Genomic DNA, 14,179 nt, shown 5'->3' on the forward strand with positions numbered 1-14,179 from the left:
CGGGCTAGCTTGTCAGGCACCGCCGGTCTAGGTGAGCGCCGCGAACTCGTCATCTGTCAGGTCGATGAGTGCGGCCGCCGTGTTGTCGTCGAGGTGTTCGACACTCGACGTGCCGGGAATGGGCAGCATCACCGGCGAGCGCCGCAGCAGCCAGGCGAGAGCGAGCTGCGAGGGGCTCGCGTCATGGCGTTTCGCGGCATCCCGAAGTGGCCCATCGTGCTGAGCCAGCTTCCCGGTCGCCAGCGGGAACCACGGAATAAAGGCGATCCCGTTCGCCTCGGCATAGTCAAGGACATCCTCCGAGTCGCGGTCGGCGAGGTTGTACCGGTTCTGCACCGACACCACATCCACGATCTTCTGCGACTTTCGAATCTCGTCGACCGACACCTCCGAGAGTCCGAGGTGTCGGATCTTCCCCTCCTTCTGGAGGTCACCGAGTTCGCCGAGCTGATCCTCGAGTGGCACGTGCGGGTCGATGCGGTGCAACTGCAGCAGGTCGATGCGCTCAAGTCCGAGGTGGCGGAGGTTGAGCTCCACCTGCTGGCGCAGGTACTCGGGACGACCAACGGCAACCCAGCGGCCGGGACCCTGCCGCGTAAAGCCGACCTTGGTCGCGATCACCAGGTCGTCCGCATACGGGTACAGCGCCTCCCGGATCAGGTGGTCGGCGATGAACGGACCGTACGAGTCAGCGGTGTCGATCAGCGTGATGCCGAGTTCGACAGTTCGGCGCAGAACCCGGATCGCCTCGTCGTGGTCGCGCGGTGGACCCCAGACGCCCTTACCGGGCAACTGCATCACACCGTAGCCGAGGCGGTTGACCGGCAGATCGCCGCCGATCGAGAAGGTTCCGGATGCGGGGGCGGGCTGGGCGGTCATGGTGAAGGGAACCAGCGAGGCGGTTCTGAAATTCCTATTCGTCGTCGTCGTCGTCGATGTCTGCGGGTTGGGCGCGACGATTGCTCACCGCGGGGCGTTCACCGATCGCGGTTCCGGCAATGATTCCGCTGCCAGGCAGGTGCTTCTCGCGCTCGGCGACGAGCCACGGCGGCCGGTCGGCCAAGAGGTTGCGAATCTCGGTCGTCGTCATCGAGTCGCTCACCCCCGCCCGGGCCAGTGCCGAGTTCGTGATGCCGAGCCGGTGCGAAACCTCGGCACGCGGATGCGGTCCCTCCTTACGCAGGGTCGCGAGCCACTCCGGCGGGTCCGCTTGCAGAGCCTCGACGGCATCCCGTGAGATGGGCGTGGACTGAAACTCGGCCGGTGTCGCTGGAAAGTAGACGCCGAGCTTCTGCGCGGCAGTCTCGGGCTTGAGCAGTTGCTGCTTCGGCGGCTTCGGCTGTTGGCGGCGGTCTTCGCGCGGGGCGTCGGTCATGCTCCCGAGCGTACGTGGCTCGCGATTAGCCTGGGGCCATGCCCGATCCACTCTTCGTCGCCTTTGTGCCCGGAGTGACCCCCGGCAAATGGGAGCGGGTCTGGCGGGAGCGTCGGCCGATTGGTCGCCTCGAGCTGGTGCCTCTCCCCCAGTCGGCGGCTTTCGCGGCAATTCACGACGGCCGTGCGCACATGGCGATCCTGCGCGACACCCCGGCGACCGATGACCTGAACGCGATTGAGCTCTACCGCGAGCAACCGGTCGTTGTGGCGCCGAAGGGCTCACTTGTGGCGGCGCTCGACGGCGTTGACTTGGCTGACCTCGCCGACGAGAACGTGTTGCCCATCGACCTGCTGAGCGGGAGCGGTGAGGATGCGGTCGATCTGGTCGCGGCAAATATCGGCGTCGCCGTCATGCCCCAATCGGTCGCGCGGATGCTCTCGCGCAAAGACGTCGTCGCCCGACCCTTGCGCGATGCCCCCGAAACCGCGATCTCACTCGTGTGGCCGAAAGATGGGGCGCATCCACTCTGCGAAGTGTTTGTCGGAATCGTGCGTGGCCGGACGGCGAACAGTTCCCGCGGTTAGGTTGGGCTCATGAACAACCGTGTCGGGCGCATCGCCCTGATTGTCGTCGGCGTGATCGCACTGCTCGTCGGTGCGGTGTGGATCGGCCAAGGGCTCAACCTGATCCCCGGCAGTTTCATGACCGGCAGTCAGATGTGGCTCCAGATCGGGGTGGTCGTCGCCGTGGTTGGCGCCGTCCTGGTGGTTTTCGGCGTTCGTGGGCGCAAGAAGGACCGATCAGAGAAGTAAGCACTGGCCGCAATCCGTGGCACAAGTGGCTGTGGGCGTTGACGGCGCGGCGTCAAACTTTCTCGGCGATATCGAGGACAACCTCGTTGTGTCGCAGGAACGAGGGAAGGAACGGCGGATCGAATCGAGCGAACCGCGGCTCGCCGATCGAAACCAGACCGGCTGCGGTGAGATCCCGTCTCAGGATGTCTAGATGGCGCCGGAACCGCGCCTCACTCCAGCGGCCGCTGAACCGGATAGCGGCCACCAGCGCCGCGGGGATCTCGCGGATGTGAACCGCCGGGTTGGTCGGCACCGGTGCCTGATCCAGCGTGACGTCAGCCGGAAGAACGAAGGCGACTCGATAGCCGTCCATCGAATCGCTTGTCTGCTGCACGACGGGAGCCGTCATCGCCAACTTGACGGACTCGGGGGGCGCCTCCGACTGCACAACGGGAGCGGTCATGGCGAGACTCTGACGCGCCCGATTGTCGCCGGTGATGTAGCCGAACAGGTAGCGGAAGGCGCGGTTGCCTGCGTCATCGAACGCGGCATCCACCGTTACCTCTGCCAGCACGTGCGCCGGGTACCGCCGAAGTTCGAAGGTGTCGTAGCGCTGCACCAGGTCGAACGGCTGCTGCTCGGTCATTCTTTGACGGTACTGCGGTGTGCTGTCCGCCGCCGAGCGGGCCGGAGCAGCGACTGTTGTCGCGCTGAGTAAGCCTTGGTCGGGTCTGACAGGATTTGAACCCGCGACCCGCTCGTCTGACCGCTTATGCGGCTTCGATGCTCCACAGCATTCGTTCGACGCGCTTGAAGCCGTCATGGTCATCGCTCGGCGCGGTGCCCGCCGCGATGACGAAGGATTTCTTGAAATAGAAGAAGCCGACCAAGACATCGCGTCGATCGCCATGAATGGTGGCAAACGCCTTGGGCGTGTCTCCCGCCACGGTCAGCACGGCTAGGCTCTCGGAGTTTTGCATTCCCACGCCCTTCGCCCACTCCCGAACGGCCGCCGTAATGACTTCGGGAAGCGCGTCCTTCTTTGTTCGGGCCTGATAGACAACGATGTTGATTCGTAGTCCGCTCTCATCACCGGAGCTGAGCGTGTACTCGCGTCCATCGACGGAGGTTGATCCCCAGCCATCGGGAAGCTCGATCAGGAATGCGTCGGGTACATCGATGTGCGGCAACGGTGTCTCCGGATCCCATCAGTCGAGTGCGGCTATTTCAGAATCACCCCGCTCGAGGCTGCGGTCAACTCCCACAACGGGGTGCACTTTTTGGGCGGTCGGCGCGGGCGTTGGGCGCTGGCATGGCGCAGCAACAGGGGGGGGTGATCCCTGACTGTTGTCGGGCTGACAGGATTTGGACCTGCGACCCCCTTACCCCGGCCCTGGCGGAGCGTGCCAGCGCGTGCCGGGGAATTGCCTCTTCTATCCGTCGATTCGCTTGAACGAATCGAAGAATGCCTGGCGCTCGTCCGAAGTTCCGCCGAGAGCGATGAGCGCGTAGAAGTGGTTGCCGTCGCCAGCCACAACAATCTCAGATGGCTGGCCGACGAGATCACTCGGAATCGACGAGCTGCTCCCTGCCGTAAATTCGGCGTGAGCTGCATCGAGGCCGCCGAGCGTGTAGCTGCTAGCACTGACCTGTCCAGATGGATTCATCGACGACGCCATCCCCATGACCTGGGCCTGGAGATTAGGTGTGTGGTTGAGGATCTGCCCAGTCGAAGCAAACTCGCCCGACGCCAGTTCGGCGGACGCGTAATACGCGGGCTGATCGGTTTCGTTATTCGCCAAAGGTTCGACGTCGGGTTGTTGCGGGAAGGTGACGGCGTAGCCCGAAAGTGCGTCCGTGTAGGCGAAGCCCCCGGTTGTGTCGTCGATCGTGTACGGGGATGCGGACGTCTGAGTCGGGGACGGGGACGGGGCGGCCGTGCTACATCCGGCCAGCGTCAGGAAGGCCACGATGAACGCGGCGCCGAGCGCGATTCGCGGCCCGCGATTGCCGGTCTTGGTTGATTCCATGGCCAATTCCAGATCTGTGAAGAAATATCGTTCCGGGGATTTTCGTCCCTCGGCCAGTGTCGGGCTGACAGGATTTGAACCTGCGACCCCCTGACCCCCAGTCAGGTGCGCTACCAAGCTGCGCCACAGCCCGTGGCATGCGCCGCGAACGGCACGAAGAGCGAGTCTACCGGGTTTCGGAGCGCGCTCGAATGTCGGTGGTTGGCGCTTTACTGCGTTCATGATCACCTTCCGCGACACGCTCGATCGGGGCGTCGACGACGCCTCGCCGGTGTCGCGGATGGATGCTGATTCGCGCATGATCGACGCAATCGTCGCGGCGGATCGGATGATCGCATCCCTCACTGCGGCGAAGCTCGGCCTCGTCGAATTCGCGCACACGACTCAGGTCGGCACCATGGCGCACGCCCTCGCCGAGCGGGAGTTCCGCGCGGAACTCGCAACCGCCCTCCGCATCTCTGAGCGCAGTGCCGAAGTCCTCATCGACGAGGCCGTTGTGCTGGTTCGCGAACTTCCCGCCACCCACGCGGCGCTGTCCGAGGGGCGCGTCACCCCGCGCCAGGCACGCGTTCTCGTCGACGAGTTGGCGGGGCTGGAGAGTACCGAACGGGGCGAACTCGAACAACGCGCCCTGGATGCCGCCGACCAGTCCTCGACAGCATTTGCGCGCACCGTCAAGCGACTCCGCGAAACTCGGGATGCCGACCGCACGATCGAGAGACATCACCGCGCGTGTGACTCCCGTCATGTGTCGTCGCAGCCGGGATCCGATGGCATGGCCTGGGTCGTCGCCCACCTGGCGGCATCCGACTCAGTGGCGATCGACAGCCGCCTCGACGACCTAGCCCGCGGGCTCCTCCGCCTCGGCGACGACCGCACGATGGCGCAACTGCGAGCCGACGCCCTCGTTGATGTGCTCCTCGATCGCGACACCCGCGCGTTCCGCCGGTTCGGTGACGCGCGCCCGACAGTTGTCGTCACGGTTCCCCTCGCGGTACTCACCGGCGAATCCCATGCGACCGCGGAACTCGAGGGTTACGGCCCGATCGACGCCCAGACCGCTCGCGAACTCGCTGCCGAAGCGCCGGTGCTCCGCCGCATGCTGACTGACCCGCGCGACGACACCATGATTGCCCTCGGCCGCACCCGGTATCGCGTCAGCGACGACCTCCGCCTCTGGCTCACCGTCCGCGATGGTCGATGCCGCTTCCCCGGTTGCTTCCGTCGCACGGCATCCGCCGACATCGACCATTCGCGGGCTTGGGTCGACGGCGGGGCGACGGATGCCGACAACCTCGCCCATCTCTGCCGCGGCCACCACACCCTCAAACACGAGACCCGCTGGCGGATCGAAGCCTCGCATCCCGACGGCACGATCGACTGGCTCTCCCCCACCGGCCGACGACATCGCACCCGACCCGCCCGCGCCGTCGCTACCGACCCGCCCTGATCGACCCGCCCGCGCCGTCGCTACCGACCCGCCCTGATCCGACCCGCCCTGACCTGACCTACCCTGATCCGACGGAAGCACCCCTGTGCGACGTGGATAGCCTCGGAATATGACCGGGATTACGACCGACTGGCGCGCCGACCGAATTGGATCAGCCCTTCGCGGCGAAAACCCGACAGTCATGATCGAGCTAACGAGTGGCTGGGCCGTAATCGGTGACACGCAGTTTCTGCCCGGGTATTGCGTGATGTTGAGTCGCAACATCGACGCCACGAAACTCGCCGACCTGTCCCGATCTGAACGCGTGCAATTTCTGGCTGATACCGACCTCCTCGCCACAGCGGTCGGCCATGCGTGCGCAGCGCTCGACCCCGCGTTTCGACGAACCAACATCGACATCCTCGGCAATGCGGATCCCTTCGTGCACGCCCACGTGTTTCCGCGGTACGACTGGGAACCGGCGGAGCTCATCTGGCGACCCGTCTGGCTCTACCCGATTGAGAAATGGAAGGATCCCGCGACGGCGCTCGGCCAACAGCACGATGCGTTGCGCGGCGAAATCACCGCCCAACTGGTACGTCTCGCCAGCGAACCGGGCGCGAGGATCATCGGAACAGCCGAATCAGATTCGTCCGAATCGGCCCAGTGACGGAGGACGCCTCTACCGTGGATTCCATGCCGACGACCCCCGCAGATTCCGAACACGCCGCCGACAGCCACGACCTGATCCGGGTTCAGGGCGCCCGCGTCAACAACCTCAAGAATGTGGATGTTGACCTGCCCAAGCGTCGGCTGACGGTGTTCACCGGGGTATCGGGATCGGGCAAGTCGAGCCTCGTCTTCGGCACGATCGCGGCCGAATCCCAGCGACTCATCAACGAGACGTACAGCTCCTTTGTGCAGGGGTTCATGCCCAGCCCCGGCCGCCCCGATGTTGACGTCATGGAAGGCCTGACGACGGCGATCATCGTCGATCAGGAGCGGATGGGCGCGAACTCACGCTCGACGGTGGGCACCGCGACCGATGCCAACGCGATGCTGCGGATCGTGTTCAGCCGCCTCGGCGAGCCGAGCGCCGGCCCCGCGTTCCACTATTCGTTCAACGTTCCGGCCGGGGCGTGCCCGCGCTGCGAGGGGATGGGAACAGTCAGCGATATCGACCTGTCCCAGCTCTACGACGCCACGAAGTCGCTCGCCGGCGGCGCCATCACGATTCCCGGCTACACCGCGGACGGCTGGTTGGTTCGAATCTTCACCGAATCGGGATTCCTTCCCCCCGACACACCGATCAAAGACTTCACTGCGGCGGAGCTGAACGACTTCCTCTACAAGGAACCGGTCAAAGTCAAAGTCACGAACATGAACCTGACCTACGAAGGTCTGGTTCCGAAGGTGCAGAAGTCAATGCTGTCGAAGGATGTCGACGCGCTTCAGCCGCACATCCGCGCCTTCGTCGAGCGCGCCGTGACCTTCACCGCCTGCCCGGAATGCGGCGGTGCGCGCATCAACGAAGCTGCGCGCGCATCCAAAATCGGCGGACTCAACATCGCCGACGCCTGCGCGATGCAGATCAGCGACCTCGCTGCCTGGGTTCGCGGGCTGAAAGACGACCATGTCGCTCCTCTGCTGCGCAACCTTCAGCAGACGCTCGACTCGTTCGTCTCGATCGGGCTCGGCTACCTGAGCCTCGACCGCCCCTCGGGAACGCTCTCGGGTGGTGAAGCGCAGCGCACCAAGATGATTCGGCACCTCGGGTCGAGCCTCACCGACGTCACCTACGTGTTCGATGAACCGACCGTCGGCCTGCACCCGCACGACATCCAGAACATGAACCAGCTGCTGCTGCAACTGCGCGACAAGGGCAACACGGTTCTGGTAGTCGAGCACAAGCCCGAGACGATTGAGATCGCCGATCACGTCGTCGATCTCGGCCCACGCGCCGGCGTTCACGGCGGAGAGATCCAGTTCATCGGAACCGTCGCAGGATTGCGCGCCAGCGACACCCTGACCGGACGCCACCTCGACGACCGCGCGGCCCTCAAACCGACGGTGCGAACCTCAGCGGCGAAGTTGGAGATCCGCCACGCGACCGAGAACAACCTGAAGGACGTCTCGGTCGACATCCCGCTCGGTGTGTTGTGCGTCATCACCGGCGTCGCCGGATCGGGCAAGAGTTCACTCATCCACGGTTCGATTCCGAAGAGCGCCAACGTCGTCTCGGTCGATCAGGCACCGATCCGCGGCTCGCGGCGCAGCAACCCCGCAACCTACACCGGGCTGCTCGATCCGATCCGTGCCGCCTTCGCGAAAGCCAACGGCGTCAAACCCGCGCTATTCAGCGCGAACTCAGAGGGCGCCTGCCCGGTCTGCAACGGCAACGGTGTCATCTACACGGACATGGGCGCGATGGGTGCGTCGTCATCGGTGTGCGAAGAGTGCGACGGCAAACGCTTTCTCGCGTCGGTTCTGGAGTATCGCCTCGGCGGCAAAAACATCAGCGAAGTGCTCGGGATGTCGGTTGACGACGCCGTCGAGTACTTCTCGACCGGCGACTCCAAGGTCCCGGCGGCGCACGCGATCCTCGCGAGAATGGCGGATGTCGGGCTCGGCTACCTCACGCTCGGCCAACCGTTGACCACACTGTCGGGCGGGGAGCGGCAGCGGTTGAAACTCGCCATCCACATGGCTGACAAGGGCGGCATCTACATTCTCGATGAGCCGACGACGGGTCTGCACCTGGCCGACGTTCAGCAGCTACTCGGTCTGCTCGACCGCCTGGTGGATGCCGGAAAGTCGGTCATCGTGATCGAGCACCACCAGGCCGTCATGGCTCACGCCGACTGGATCATCGACATCGGCCCGGGTGCCGGTCACGACGGTGGCTCCGTCGTATTCGAAGGCACCCCCGAAGCACTCGTCGCCGGCAAGAAGACACTCACCGGTCAGCATCTCGCCCGCTACATCAGTCGCTAGGGAGCCGGTAGTTGTCGAGGATCGTGGGCGATCCGACGGGTGCCGCCTCGACCTCGATCGGATCGCCAGCTTTCACCGTGCCGGTCTTGACCACCCGAAGGTAGGTGCCGAGTCGGCGGGCATCCGAGAAGCGTCTCACCCATCCGTTGTCGTCCTCGCCCATCCAACGGGCGAAGGTCATGCACGGGGTGCGTGGGTAGGTGACCTCGAGCACCACCGCATCCTCACCCGTTCCGATGCGCCAGCGTTCTCCGATCTGCGGAGTGCTCGCGTCGATGCCCTCGACCCGCAAATTCTCACCGAAGAGCCCGGGCGGGATGTCGCGGCCGAGCTGCTGCGCCCACCAGTCGGCATCCTCGGCGGCGTACGCGTAGACCGCCTTCTCTTCGCCGCCGTGGTTCTTGCGATCGGCCTGAACGTCGGCGTACAGACCGAGTCGACCGACCTTCACCGCGTAGTCGACCGGTCGCTTGTCGATGGCTGTCGTGCCAACACTTCCCGCGTCGGCGTGGAGCTGCACGACGACACACGGCGCGATCAGATGTCCCATATCGCCCAGCCTAAGCTGGGTGGATGCAACGTACGACACCGCCGTTCAGAGCCGACCAGGTGGGTAGCTTCCTCCGCACCTCCGCTATCAAGGAGGCTCGCGCCCAGCACGAAGCCGGGTCACTTGATACCGCTGGTCTCACAGCGATCGAAGACCGCGAGATCATCGACCTGATCCACGAGCAGGAGTCAGCGGGTCTGAAGCTCGCGACCGACGGTGAGTTCCGTCGCTCCTGGTGGCACTTCGACTTCATCGGGTTCCTCGATGGCGTCGACATCATCGAGATCGACCATGGCATCCAGTTCCACGGCGTGCAGACCAAGCCGAAGAGCCCCGCGGTCGTCGGCAAGATCGGGTTCCCCGCCGACCACCCGTTCCTCGACCACTTCCGGTTCTTGGCAGCAAACACCACTGTCACCCCGAAGATGACGATCCCGTCGCCGACCGTCGTGCACTGGCGAGCTGAGAACTCCGACATTTCATCCGAGTTCTACGCGAATCGTGACGCGATCCTCAACGATCTCGCCGCCGCCTACCGCGCCGCTGTGCAGGCGTTCTACGACGCCGGATGCCGCTACCTCCAGTTCGACGACACCACCTGGGCGTACCTCTGCTCGCAGGCCGAGATCGAGAAGGCAGCCGGCCGTGGGGTCGACGTCGAAGGCATCGGCCACAAGTACGTGAAACTCATCAACGACTCGATCCGCGACAAGCCCGCCGACATGGTCATCACGACTCACGTCTGCCGCGGCAACTTCAAGTCGACGTGGATCTCCTCGGGCGGGTACGAGCCTGTTGCCGAATACCTGCTCGCCGGCTGCAACTACGACGGCTACTTCCTGGAATACGACAGCGAACGCGCAGGCGGTTTCGAGCCGCTGCGCTTCCTGCCCAAGGGCAACAAGGTCGTGGTGCTCGGCCTGATCACCTCCAAGAGCGGCGATCTCGAAGACCCCGAAGACGTCAAGAAGCGCATCGCCGAAGCGGGCGAGTTCGTGGCGCTCGACCAGCTCGCGCTCAGCCCGCAGTGCGGGTTCGCCTCCACCGAAGAGGGCAACGTGCTGACCGAAGCCCAGGAGTGGGCGAAGGTGCGCGAAATTGTGGATCTCGCTCGCGAGGTCTGGAGCTAGATAGACCTCGCTCGCGAGGTCTGGTGCTAGATCAGCCTGTCTCAGGAGATCTGGCGCTAGATCAGCGCTTCGCGCACCGCGCGGCGCATCTGTTTACTTTCGCGAGCTACACTCGCGCTTCTGCTCATCGTGAATTTCCGATGATTGGCAGGCAAAAAGAAAGTGAACACGCCACGGCGTGAGAAAGGTGGCCGCATGGCTTCCTCGAAGAACTCCAAGCAGTCCAAGACGATCAAGAAGCTCCGATCTGAGCTGAAGGACGTTGCAAAGGTTGCCCGCAAGGCGGTCAAGCGCAGTCGCGCGGCGGCGAAAGATGCCGTCAAGGCGATCAAGGTCGCAAAGAAGAAAGCGAAGACCACGACCAGCCCGACATCGACTCGCGCGAGCGTGACGAAGCCGGTCGCTCGGAGCACGAACAGCACCGCCGCGGCTCGGGCCGAAACGGCGCCGCGCTCAACGAGTGCTTCGACGACAGCCGCACCCGCGACCACCGCGCCCGCAAACTCGACCGCTCCGGCATCGACGCCAGCTTCGACCTCGGCCGCCAGCTGAACTAGCGCCTAACGCTTGCGCTTCTCGCGCACGCGCATGTTCACGATGACCGGCGTTCCCTCGAACCCGTAGACCTCGCGAAGCCGACGTTGGATGAAGCGACGGTAGCCAGGGTCGAGGAACCCGGTGGTGAACAGCACGAACGTGGGCGGACGGGTGGCGGCCTGGGTTCCGAATAGGATCCGGGGCTGCTTCCCTCCGCGCACCGGGTGCGGGTGCTCCGCCGTGATCTCGGCGAGCAGCGCATTGAACTTGCCGGTCGGGATGCGCGTGTCCCACGATTCGAGCGCGGTTTCTAGGGCGGGCACCAACTTCTCGAGGTGACGACCCGTTCGCGCGGAGATGTTAACCCGCGGAGCCCACGCGACGTGGTCGAGGTCTTGCTCGATCTCACGTTCGAGGTAGCGCCTGCGCTCGTCGTCGAGCAGATCCCATTTGTTGAAGGCGAGCACGAGCGCACGGCCCGAGTCGAGTACCAGTTCGATGATGCGCAGATCTTGAGTCGAGACCGGCTCGGTGACATCGATCACGACGACCGCGACCTCGGCCTTTTCGAGAGCTGTCGAGGTGCGCAACGACGCGTAGAAGTCTGCCCCGTGTTGCAGGTGAACCCGCTTGCGGATTCCCGCGGTGTCGACGAAGGTCCAGATCTTGCCTGCGAGTTCGACTTGTTCGTCGACCGGGTCGCGCGTTGTGCCGGCTACTGAGTCGACGACGACGCGTTCCTCCCCCGCGGCTTTGTTGAGAAGGCTCGACTTTCCGACGTTCGGGCGACCGAGGAGCGCGACTCGCCGAGGTCCGCCGATCTCCTGTTTGGCGACGGCCGAAACCTGCGGCAGCAGCCTCATGACCTCGTCGAGAACATCCGCAACACCGCGACCATGGATGGCCGAAACGGGCCACGGTTGGCCGAGGCCGAGGCTCCAGAGTTCGGCGGCAAGTGAATCCTTGACCGCGTCGTCAGACTTGTTGGCGACCAGGATGACGGGACGTTTCGCCGCACGCAGCATCTTGACGACATGCTCGTCGGTCGAGGTTGCACCGACATTGATGTCGACAACGAAGATCACGGCATCCGCAAGATCAACAGCGATTTCGGCCTGGGCCGCAACGGACGCATTGATGCCCTGGGCATCGGGCTCCCAGCCCCCCGTGTCGACGAGCGTGAACCGGCGACCGAGCCACTCGGCCTTGTACGAGACGCGGTCGCGGGTGACACCCGGCACGTCTTCGACGACCGCTTCGCGCCGACCGAGGATGCGGTTGACGAGTGCCGACTTGCCGACGTTCGGGCGGCCGACAATTGCCAGCACCGGAAGCGCGGGCAAATAGGTGATTCCGTCGGGGCCGGCCCCAGATACTTCAAGCAGGTCGAGGTCTTCGTCGTCAAGGTCGTAGTCGGCAAGCCCTGACCGGAGCGCGGCGGCACGCTGTTCGGCGAGCTCGTCATCCAGTTCGTCGAGGCGCTGCGCGAGTTCGGGGTCGACGTCGGTGGTGACCTCGTCGTCGGGATCGGGTCCGGGAGGGGTGGTGCTCATGTGGGCGCTACTTCCGATGCTTGAGCTGCGCTAACTGCGCGAGCTGAGTTGACGAGGTCGAGCACGGCTTGCACCGTCTGCTCGAAGTCGAGGTTGGTCGAGTCGAGGGTCGTCACGCCGGGAGCTGCCGTCAGAAAGTCGACGACCGTGGCATCCCGTTTGTCGCGTTCACGCAATTGGGATGCCGTGTTCGCCGCTTCCGGGGCGAGTTCACGCGCGCGGCGTGCGATCCGCACGTCTTCGTCGGCCGTGAGCAGGATGCGCACGTGGGCATCCGGGGCGACGACCGTGGTGATATCGCGGCCCTCGGTGACGACGCCGGGTGCTGAAGTCGCCGCCATCGTGGCTCGGAACATCTCATTCAGACGCACCCGAACCTCAGGGATGCGCGCGACATCGCTCACGACCGCGGTGATGCGCGGCTCGCGGATGGCGTGGCTCACGTCAGTGCCGCGCACCAGCACGACGGTGTCGTGCTCACCCGCAACGGTCGCGTAGTCGAGGTCGTCGACCACAGCGATCACGGCATCCGCATCGGCCGGACTCAGCCCGCGTTCCAGAGTGAGCCAGGTCAGCGCTCGATAGGCGGCGCCGGTGTCAAGAAAGTCGAAGCCGAGTCGGGATGCCGCGGCTCGACTGACGCTCGACTTGCCGCTGCCGGCCGGGCCGTCGATGGCCACCACGATCGTGCTCATCGGCGGCTCTCCGCGAGTGCCCAGCCGCGACCGATCAGCGCGTCGGCGAGATCGCGAGCGACCTCGGGAAGAACCGCGATCTCGGCGAAACCGATCTGGGCGTTGGGCGAGTGCTCGAGGCGGAAGTCTTCGAGGTTGACACCCTCCTCGCCGATCTCGGTCAACAGTCGCGCCAGCTCGCCCGGCTCATCCGCAACCTGCACGACGAGCGTCGCGTACCGCGCATCACCGCCGTGCTTGCCAGGGATGCGCGCGACGCCTTGGTTGCCTCGCGTCAGCATTGCGGCGACGCGCGTCGGGGCGCCGGGCGCGTCGGGGCGCTCGAGAGCTTCGATGACGCCGTCGAGATCGTGCCGAAATTCCTCAAGAATGTGGGCGACCGGGCCAGCGTTGGCGGCGAGAATCTGGATCCACAACTCGGGATCGCTCGCCGCGATGCGCGTCGTGTCGCGCAGGCCCTGCCCGGCGAGGGCTGCCACCGCATCCTGGCCATCGAGAAGGCGAGCAGCGAGGAGCGACGCAACGACCTGGGGAACGTGCGAAACCAGGGCCACGCCACGGTCGTGGGCATCGGGCTCAAGCCGGATCGGCACCGAACCGAGGTCGAGCGCGAGGTCTTCCAGCATCCGCTCCTGCTCGACCGTCGAACCGGCGTGCGGCGCGATCACCCAGGGGCGACCGAGAAAGATGTCGGCTCGGGCAGATATCGCCCCACCTTTTTCGCGTCCCGCCATCGGATGGGATCCCAGGTAGCGCGCAACATCCGCACCCCGCGCGATGAGATCAGCCAAGATGCCGGCCTTGACGCTCGCGACGTCGGTCACCAGCGCTTCGGGATGAGCGATCAGCTCCGCGGCAACGATCTCGGCGGTCGAGTCGGGCGACACGGCGACAATCACGAGCGCCGGGGAGTCTTCGGAACTCGCCTCGCGGCCAGCCCCGTAGTCGACGGCGAGACGCAGCGCCGCGGGCGAACGGTTGGCGAGCACGACATCCACACCCTGCTCGCGCAGCGCGAGACCGATGCTGGTACCCAGCAGCCCAGTGCCGACGATGCGCACCTGGCCATTCAGGCGTGCAGCGTTCATC

General features: G+C 65.1%; 16 protein-coding genes and 1 tRNA gene. 7 read left to right on the plus strand and 10 right to left on the minus strand.

From position 1 onward, the window contains the following. Positions 1-27: 27 nt before the first annotated feature. Both ABIR17_RS06900 and ABIR17_RS06905 read right to left on the minus strand, forming a co-directional pair. Positions 28-879, minus strand: coding sequence for an aldo/keto reductase (locus ABIR17_RS06900; protein WP_348003640.1), 852 nt, complete (start codon positions 877-879; stop codon positions 28-30). A gap of 34 nt (positions 880-913) precedes the next feature. Next, the gene (locus ABIR17_RS06905) at positions 914-1,375 is read right to left on the minus strand and encodes a DUF5997 family protein (protein ID WP_348003641.1); all 462 of its coding nucleotides are present in this window, start codon (positions 1,373-1,375) and stop codon (positions 914-916) included. Between the two features lie 38 nt (positions 1,376-1,413). On the opposite strand from ABIR17_RS06905, the gene ABIR17_RS06910 reads away from it, so the two are divergent. After that, a complete protein-coding gene (locus tag ABIR17_RS06910; protein WP_348003642.1) occupies positions 1,414-1,962 on the plus strand; it encodes a LysR substrate-binding domain-containing protein in 549 nt (182 codons plus the stop codon). Between the two features lie 9 nt (positions 1,963-1,971). Further along, complete coding sequence (locus ABIR17_RS06915; protein ID WP_348003643.1) at positions 1,972-2,190, plus strand: hypothetical protein; 219 nt, start codon at positions 1,972-1,974, stop codon at positions 2,188-2,190. Positions 2,191-2,242: 52 nt separating this feature from the next. Here the strand turns inward: ABIR17_RS06915 and ABIR17_RS06920 are convergent, their stop codons facing one another. The 4 genes from ABIR17_RS06920 to ABIR17_RS06935 form a co-directional block, all read right to left on the minus strand. Beyond that, positions 2,243-2,818 (minus strand): heme-binding protein, encoded by a 576-nt coding sequence (locus ABIR17_RS06920; protein WP_348003644.1) that lies wholly within the window; start codon positions 2,816-2,818, stop codon positions 2,243-2,245. 124 nt (positions 2,819-2,942) lie between these two features. Further along, positions 2,943-3,362 (minus strand): hypothetical protein, encoded by a 420-nt coding sequence (locus ABIR17_RS06925; RefSeq protein WP_348003645.1) that lies wholly within the window; start codon positions 3,360-3,362, stop codon positions 2,943-2,945. Positions 3,363-3,605: 243 nt separating this feature from the next. Next, positions 3,606-4,202 carry a hypothetical protein gene (locus ABIR17_RS06930; RefSeq protein WP_348003646.1) on the minus strand — a complete coding sequence of 199 codons (597 nt, stop codon included), beginning with the start codon at positions 4,200-4,202 and terminating at the stop codon, positions 3,606-3,608. 59 nt (positions 4,203-4,261) lie between these two features. Further along, positions 4,262-4,335: transfer RNA gene (locus tag ABIR17_RS06935), tRNA-Pro, on the minus strand. An 87-nt stretch (positions 4,336-4,422) separates the two neighbouring features. On the opposite strand from ABIR17_RS06935, the gene ABIR17_RS06940 reads away from it, so the two are divergent. From ABIR17_RS06940 to ABIR17_RS06950, 3 genes are all read left to right on the plus strand, one after another. Then, a complete protein-coding gene (locus ABIR17_RS06940; RefSeq protein ID WP_348003647.1) occupies positions 4,423-5,652 on the plus strand; it encodes a DUF222 domain-containing protein in 1,230 nt (409 codons plus the stop codon). Positions 5,653-5,761: 109 nt separating this feature from the next. Continuing rightward, positions 5,762-6,301 (plus strand): diadenosine tetraphosphate hydrolase, encoded by a 540-nt coding sequence (locus ABIR17_RS06945; RefSeq protein WP_348003648.1) that lies wholly within the window; start codon positions 5,762-5,764, stop codon positions 6,299-6,301. Positions 6,302-6,327: 26 nt separating this feature from the next. Beyond that, positions 6,328-8,625, plus strand: coding sequence for an excinuclease ABC subunit UvrA (locus ABIR17_RS06950; protein ID WP_348003649.1), 2,298 nt, complete (start codon positions 6,328-6,330; stop codon positions 8,623-8,625). On the opposite strand, the gene ABIR17_RS06955 is transcribed toward ABIR17_RS06950, so the two are convergent. Then, complete coding sequence (locus ABIR17_RS06955) at positions 8,615-9,175, minus strand: MOSC domain-containing protein (RefSeq protein ID WP_348003650.1); 561 nt, start codon at positions 9,173-9,175, stop codon at positions 8,615-8,617. The genes ABIR17_RS06950 and ABIR17_RS06955 overlap by 11 nt on opposite strands. 23 nt (positions 9,176-9,198) lie before the next feature. Here ABIR17_RS06955 and ABIR17_RS06960 point away from each other — a divergent pair, with 23 nt between their 5' ends. Next, positions 9,199-10,305 carry a 5-methyltetrahydropteroyltriglutamate--homocysteine S-methyltransferase gene (locus ABIR17_RS06960; RefSeq protein ID WP_348003651.1) on the plus strand — a complete coding sequence of 369 codons (1,107 nt, stop codon included), beginning with the start codon at positions 9,199-9,201 and terminating at the stop codon, positions 10,303-10,305. A gap of 195 nt (positions 10,306-10,500) precedes the next feature. Next, positions 10,501-10,857 carry a hypothetical protein gene (locus tag ABIR17_RS06965; RefSeq protein ID WP_348003652.1) on the plus strand — a complete coding sequence of 119 codons (357 nt, stop codon included), beginning with the start codon at positions 10,501-10,503 and terminating at the stop codon, positions 10,855-10,857. An 8-nt stretch (positions 10,858-10,865) separates the two neighbouring features. On the opposite strand, the gene der is transcribed toward ABIR17_RS06965, so the two are convergent. Genes der through ABIR17_RS06980 form a run of 3 tightly spaced genes read right to left on the minus strand, consistent with a single transcriptional unit; the run spans position 10,866 to position 14,178 of the window. Then, positions 10,866-12,395, minus strand: coding sequence for a ribosome biogenesis GTPase Der (gene der, locus ABIR17_RS06970; protein WP_348003653.1), 1,530 nt, complete (start codon positions 12,393-12,395; stop codon positions 10,866-10,868). Next, entirely contained in the window at positions 12,392-13,090 is a 699-nt protein-coding gene (gene cmk, locus ABIR17_RS06975) for a (d)CMP kinase (RefSeq protein WP_348003654.1), read from the minus strand. The genes der and cmk overlap by 4 nt, the downstream gene beginning before the upstream one ends. Then, entirely contained in the window at positions 13,087-14,178 is a 1,092-nt protein-coding gene (locus tag ABIR17_RS06980; protein ID WP_348003655.1) for a prephenate dehydrogenase, read from the minus strand. The genes cmk and ABIR17_RS06980 overlap by 4 nt, the downstream gene beginning before the upstream one ends. Position 14,179: the final 1 nt, after the last annotated feature.

The sequence above is a fragment of the Pseudolysinimonas sp. genome, assembly GCF_039912695.1.
Taxonomy (GTDB): Bacteria; Actinomycetota; Actinomycetes; order Actinomycetales; family Microbacteriaceae; genus Pseudolysinimonas_A.

What these genes read in the sequence shown, in the direction of transcription:
- ABIR17_RS06900 (WP_348003640.1), bottom strand. Translation starts at nt 879, where the DNA reads ATGACCGCCCAGCCCGCCCCCGCATCCGGAACCTTCTCGATCGGCGGC.
- ABIR17_RS06905 (WP_348003641.1), bottom strand. Translation starts at nt 1,375, where the DNA reads ATGACCGACGCCCCGCGCGAAGACCGCCGCCAACAGCCGAAGCCGCCG.
- ABIR17_RS06910 (WP_348003642.1), top strand. Translation starts at nt 1,414, where the DNA reads ATGCCCGATCCACTCTTCGTCGCCTTTGTGCCCGGAGTGACCCCCGGC.
- ABIR17_RS06915 (WP_348003643.1), top strand. Translation starts at nt 1,972, where the DNA reads ATGAACAACCGTGTCGGGCGCATCGCCCTGATTGTCGTCGGCGTGATC.
- ABIR17_RS06920 (WP_348003644.1), bottom strand. Translation starts at nt 2,818, where the DNA reads ATGACCGAGCAGCAGCCGTTCGACCTGGTGCAGCGCTACGACACCTTC.
- ABIR17_RS06930 (WP_348003646.1), bottom strand. Translation starts at nt 4,202, where the DNA reads ATGGAATCAACCAAGACCGGCAATCGCGGGCCGCGAATCGCGCTCGGC.
- ABIR17_RS06940 (WP_348003647.1), top strand. Translation starts at nt 4,423, where the DNA reads ATGATCACCTTCCGCGACACGCTCGATCGGGGCGTCGACGACGCCTCG.
- ABIR17_RS06945 (WP_348003648.1), top strand. Translation starts at nt 5,762, where the DNA reads ATGACCGGGATTACGACCGACTGGCGCGCCGACCGAATTGGATCAGCC.
- ABIR17_RS06950 (WP_348003649.1), top strand. Translation starts at nt 6,328, where the DNA reads ATGCCGACGACCCCCGCAGATTCCGAACACGCCGCCGACAGCCACGAC.
- ABIR17_RS06955 (WP_348003650.1), bottom strand. Translation starts at nt 9,175, where the DNA reads ATGGGACATCTGATCGCGCCGTGTGTCGTCGTGCAGCTCCACGCCGAC.
- ABIR17_RS06960 (WP_348003651.1), top strand. Translation starts at nt 9,199, where the DNA reads ATGCAACGTACGACACCGCCGTTCAGAGCCGACCAGGTGGGTAGCTTC.
- ABIR17_RS06965 (WP_348003652.1), top strand. Translation starts at nt 10,501, where the DNA reads ATGGCTTCCTCGAAGAACTCCAAGCAGTCCAAGACGATCAAGAAGCTC.
- der (WP_348003653.1), bottom strand. Translation starts at nt 12,395, where the DNA reads ATGAGCACCACCCCTCCCGGACCCGATCCCGACGACGAGGTCACCACC.
- cmk (WP_348003654.1), bottom strand. Translation starts at nt 13,090, where the DNA reads ATGAGCACGATCGTGGTGGCCATCGACGGCCCGGCCGGCAGCGGCAAG.
- ABIR17_RS06980 (WP_348003655.1), bottom strand. Translation starts at nt 14,178, where the DNA reads ATGAACGCTGCACGCCTGAATGGCCAGGTGCGCATCGTCGGCACTGGG.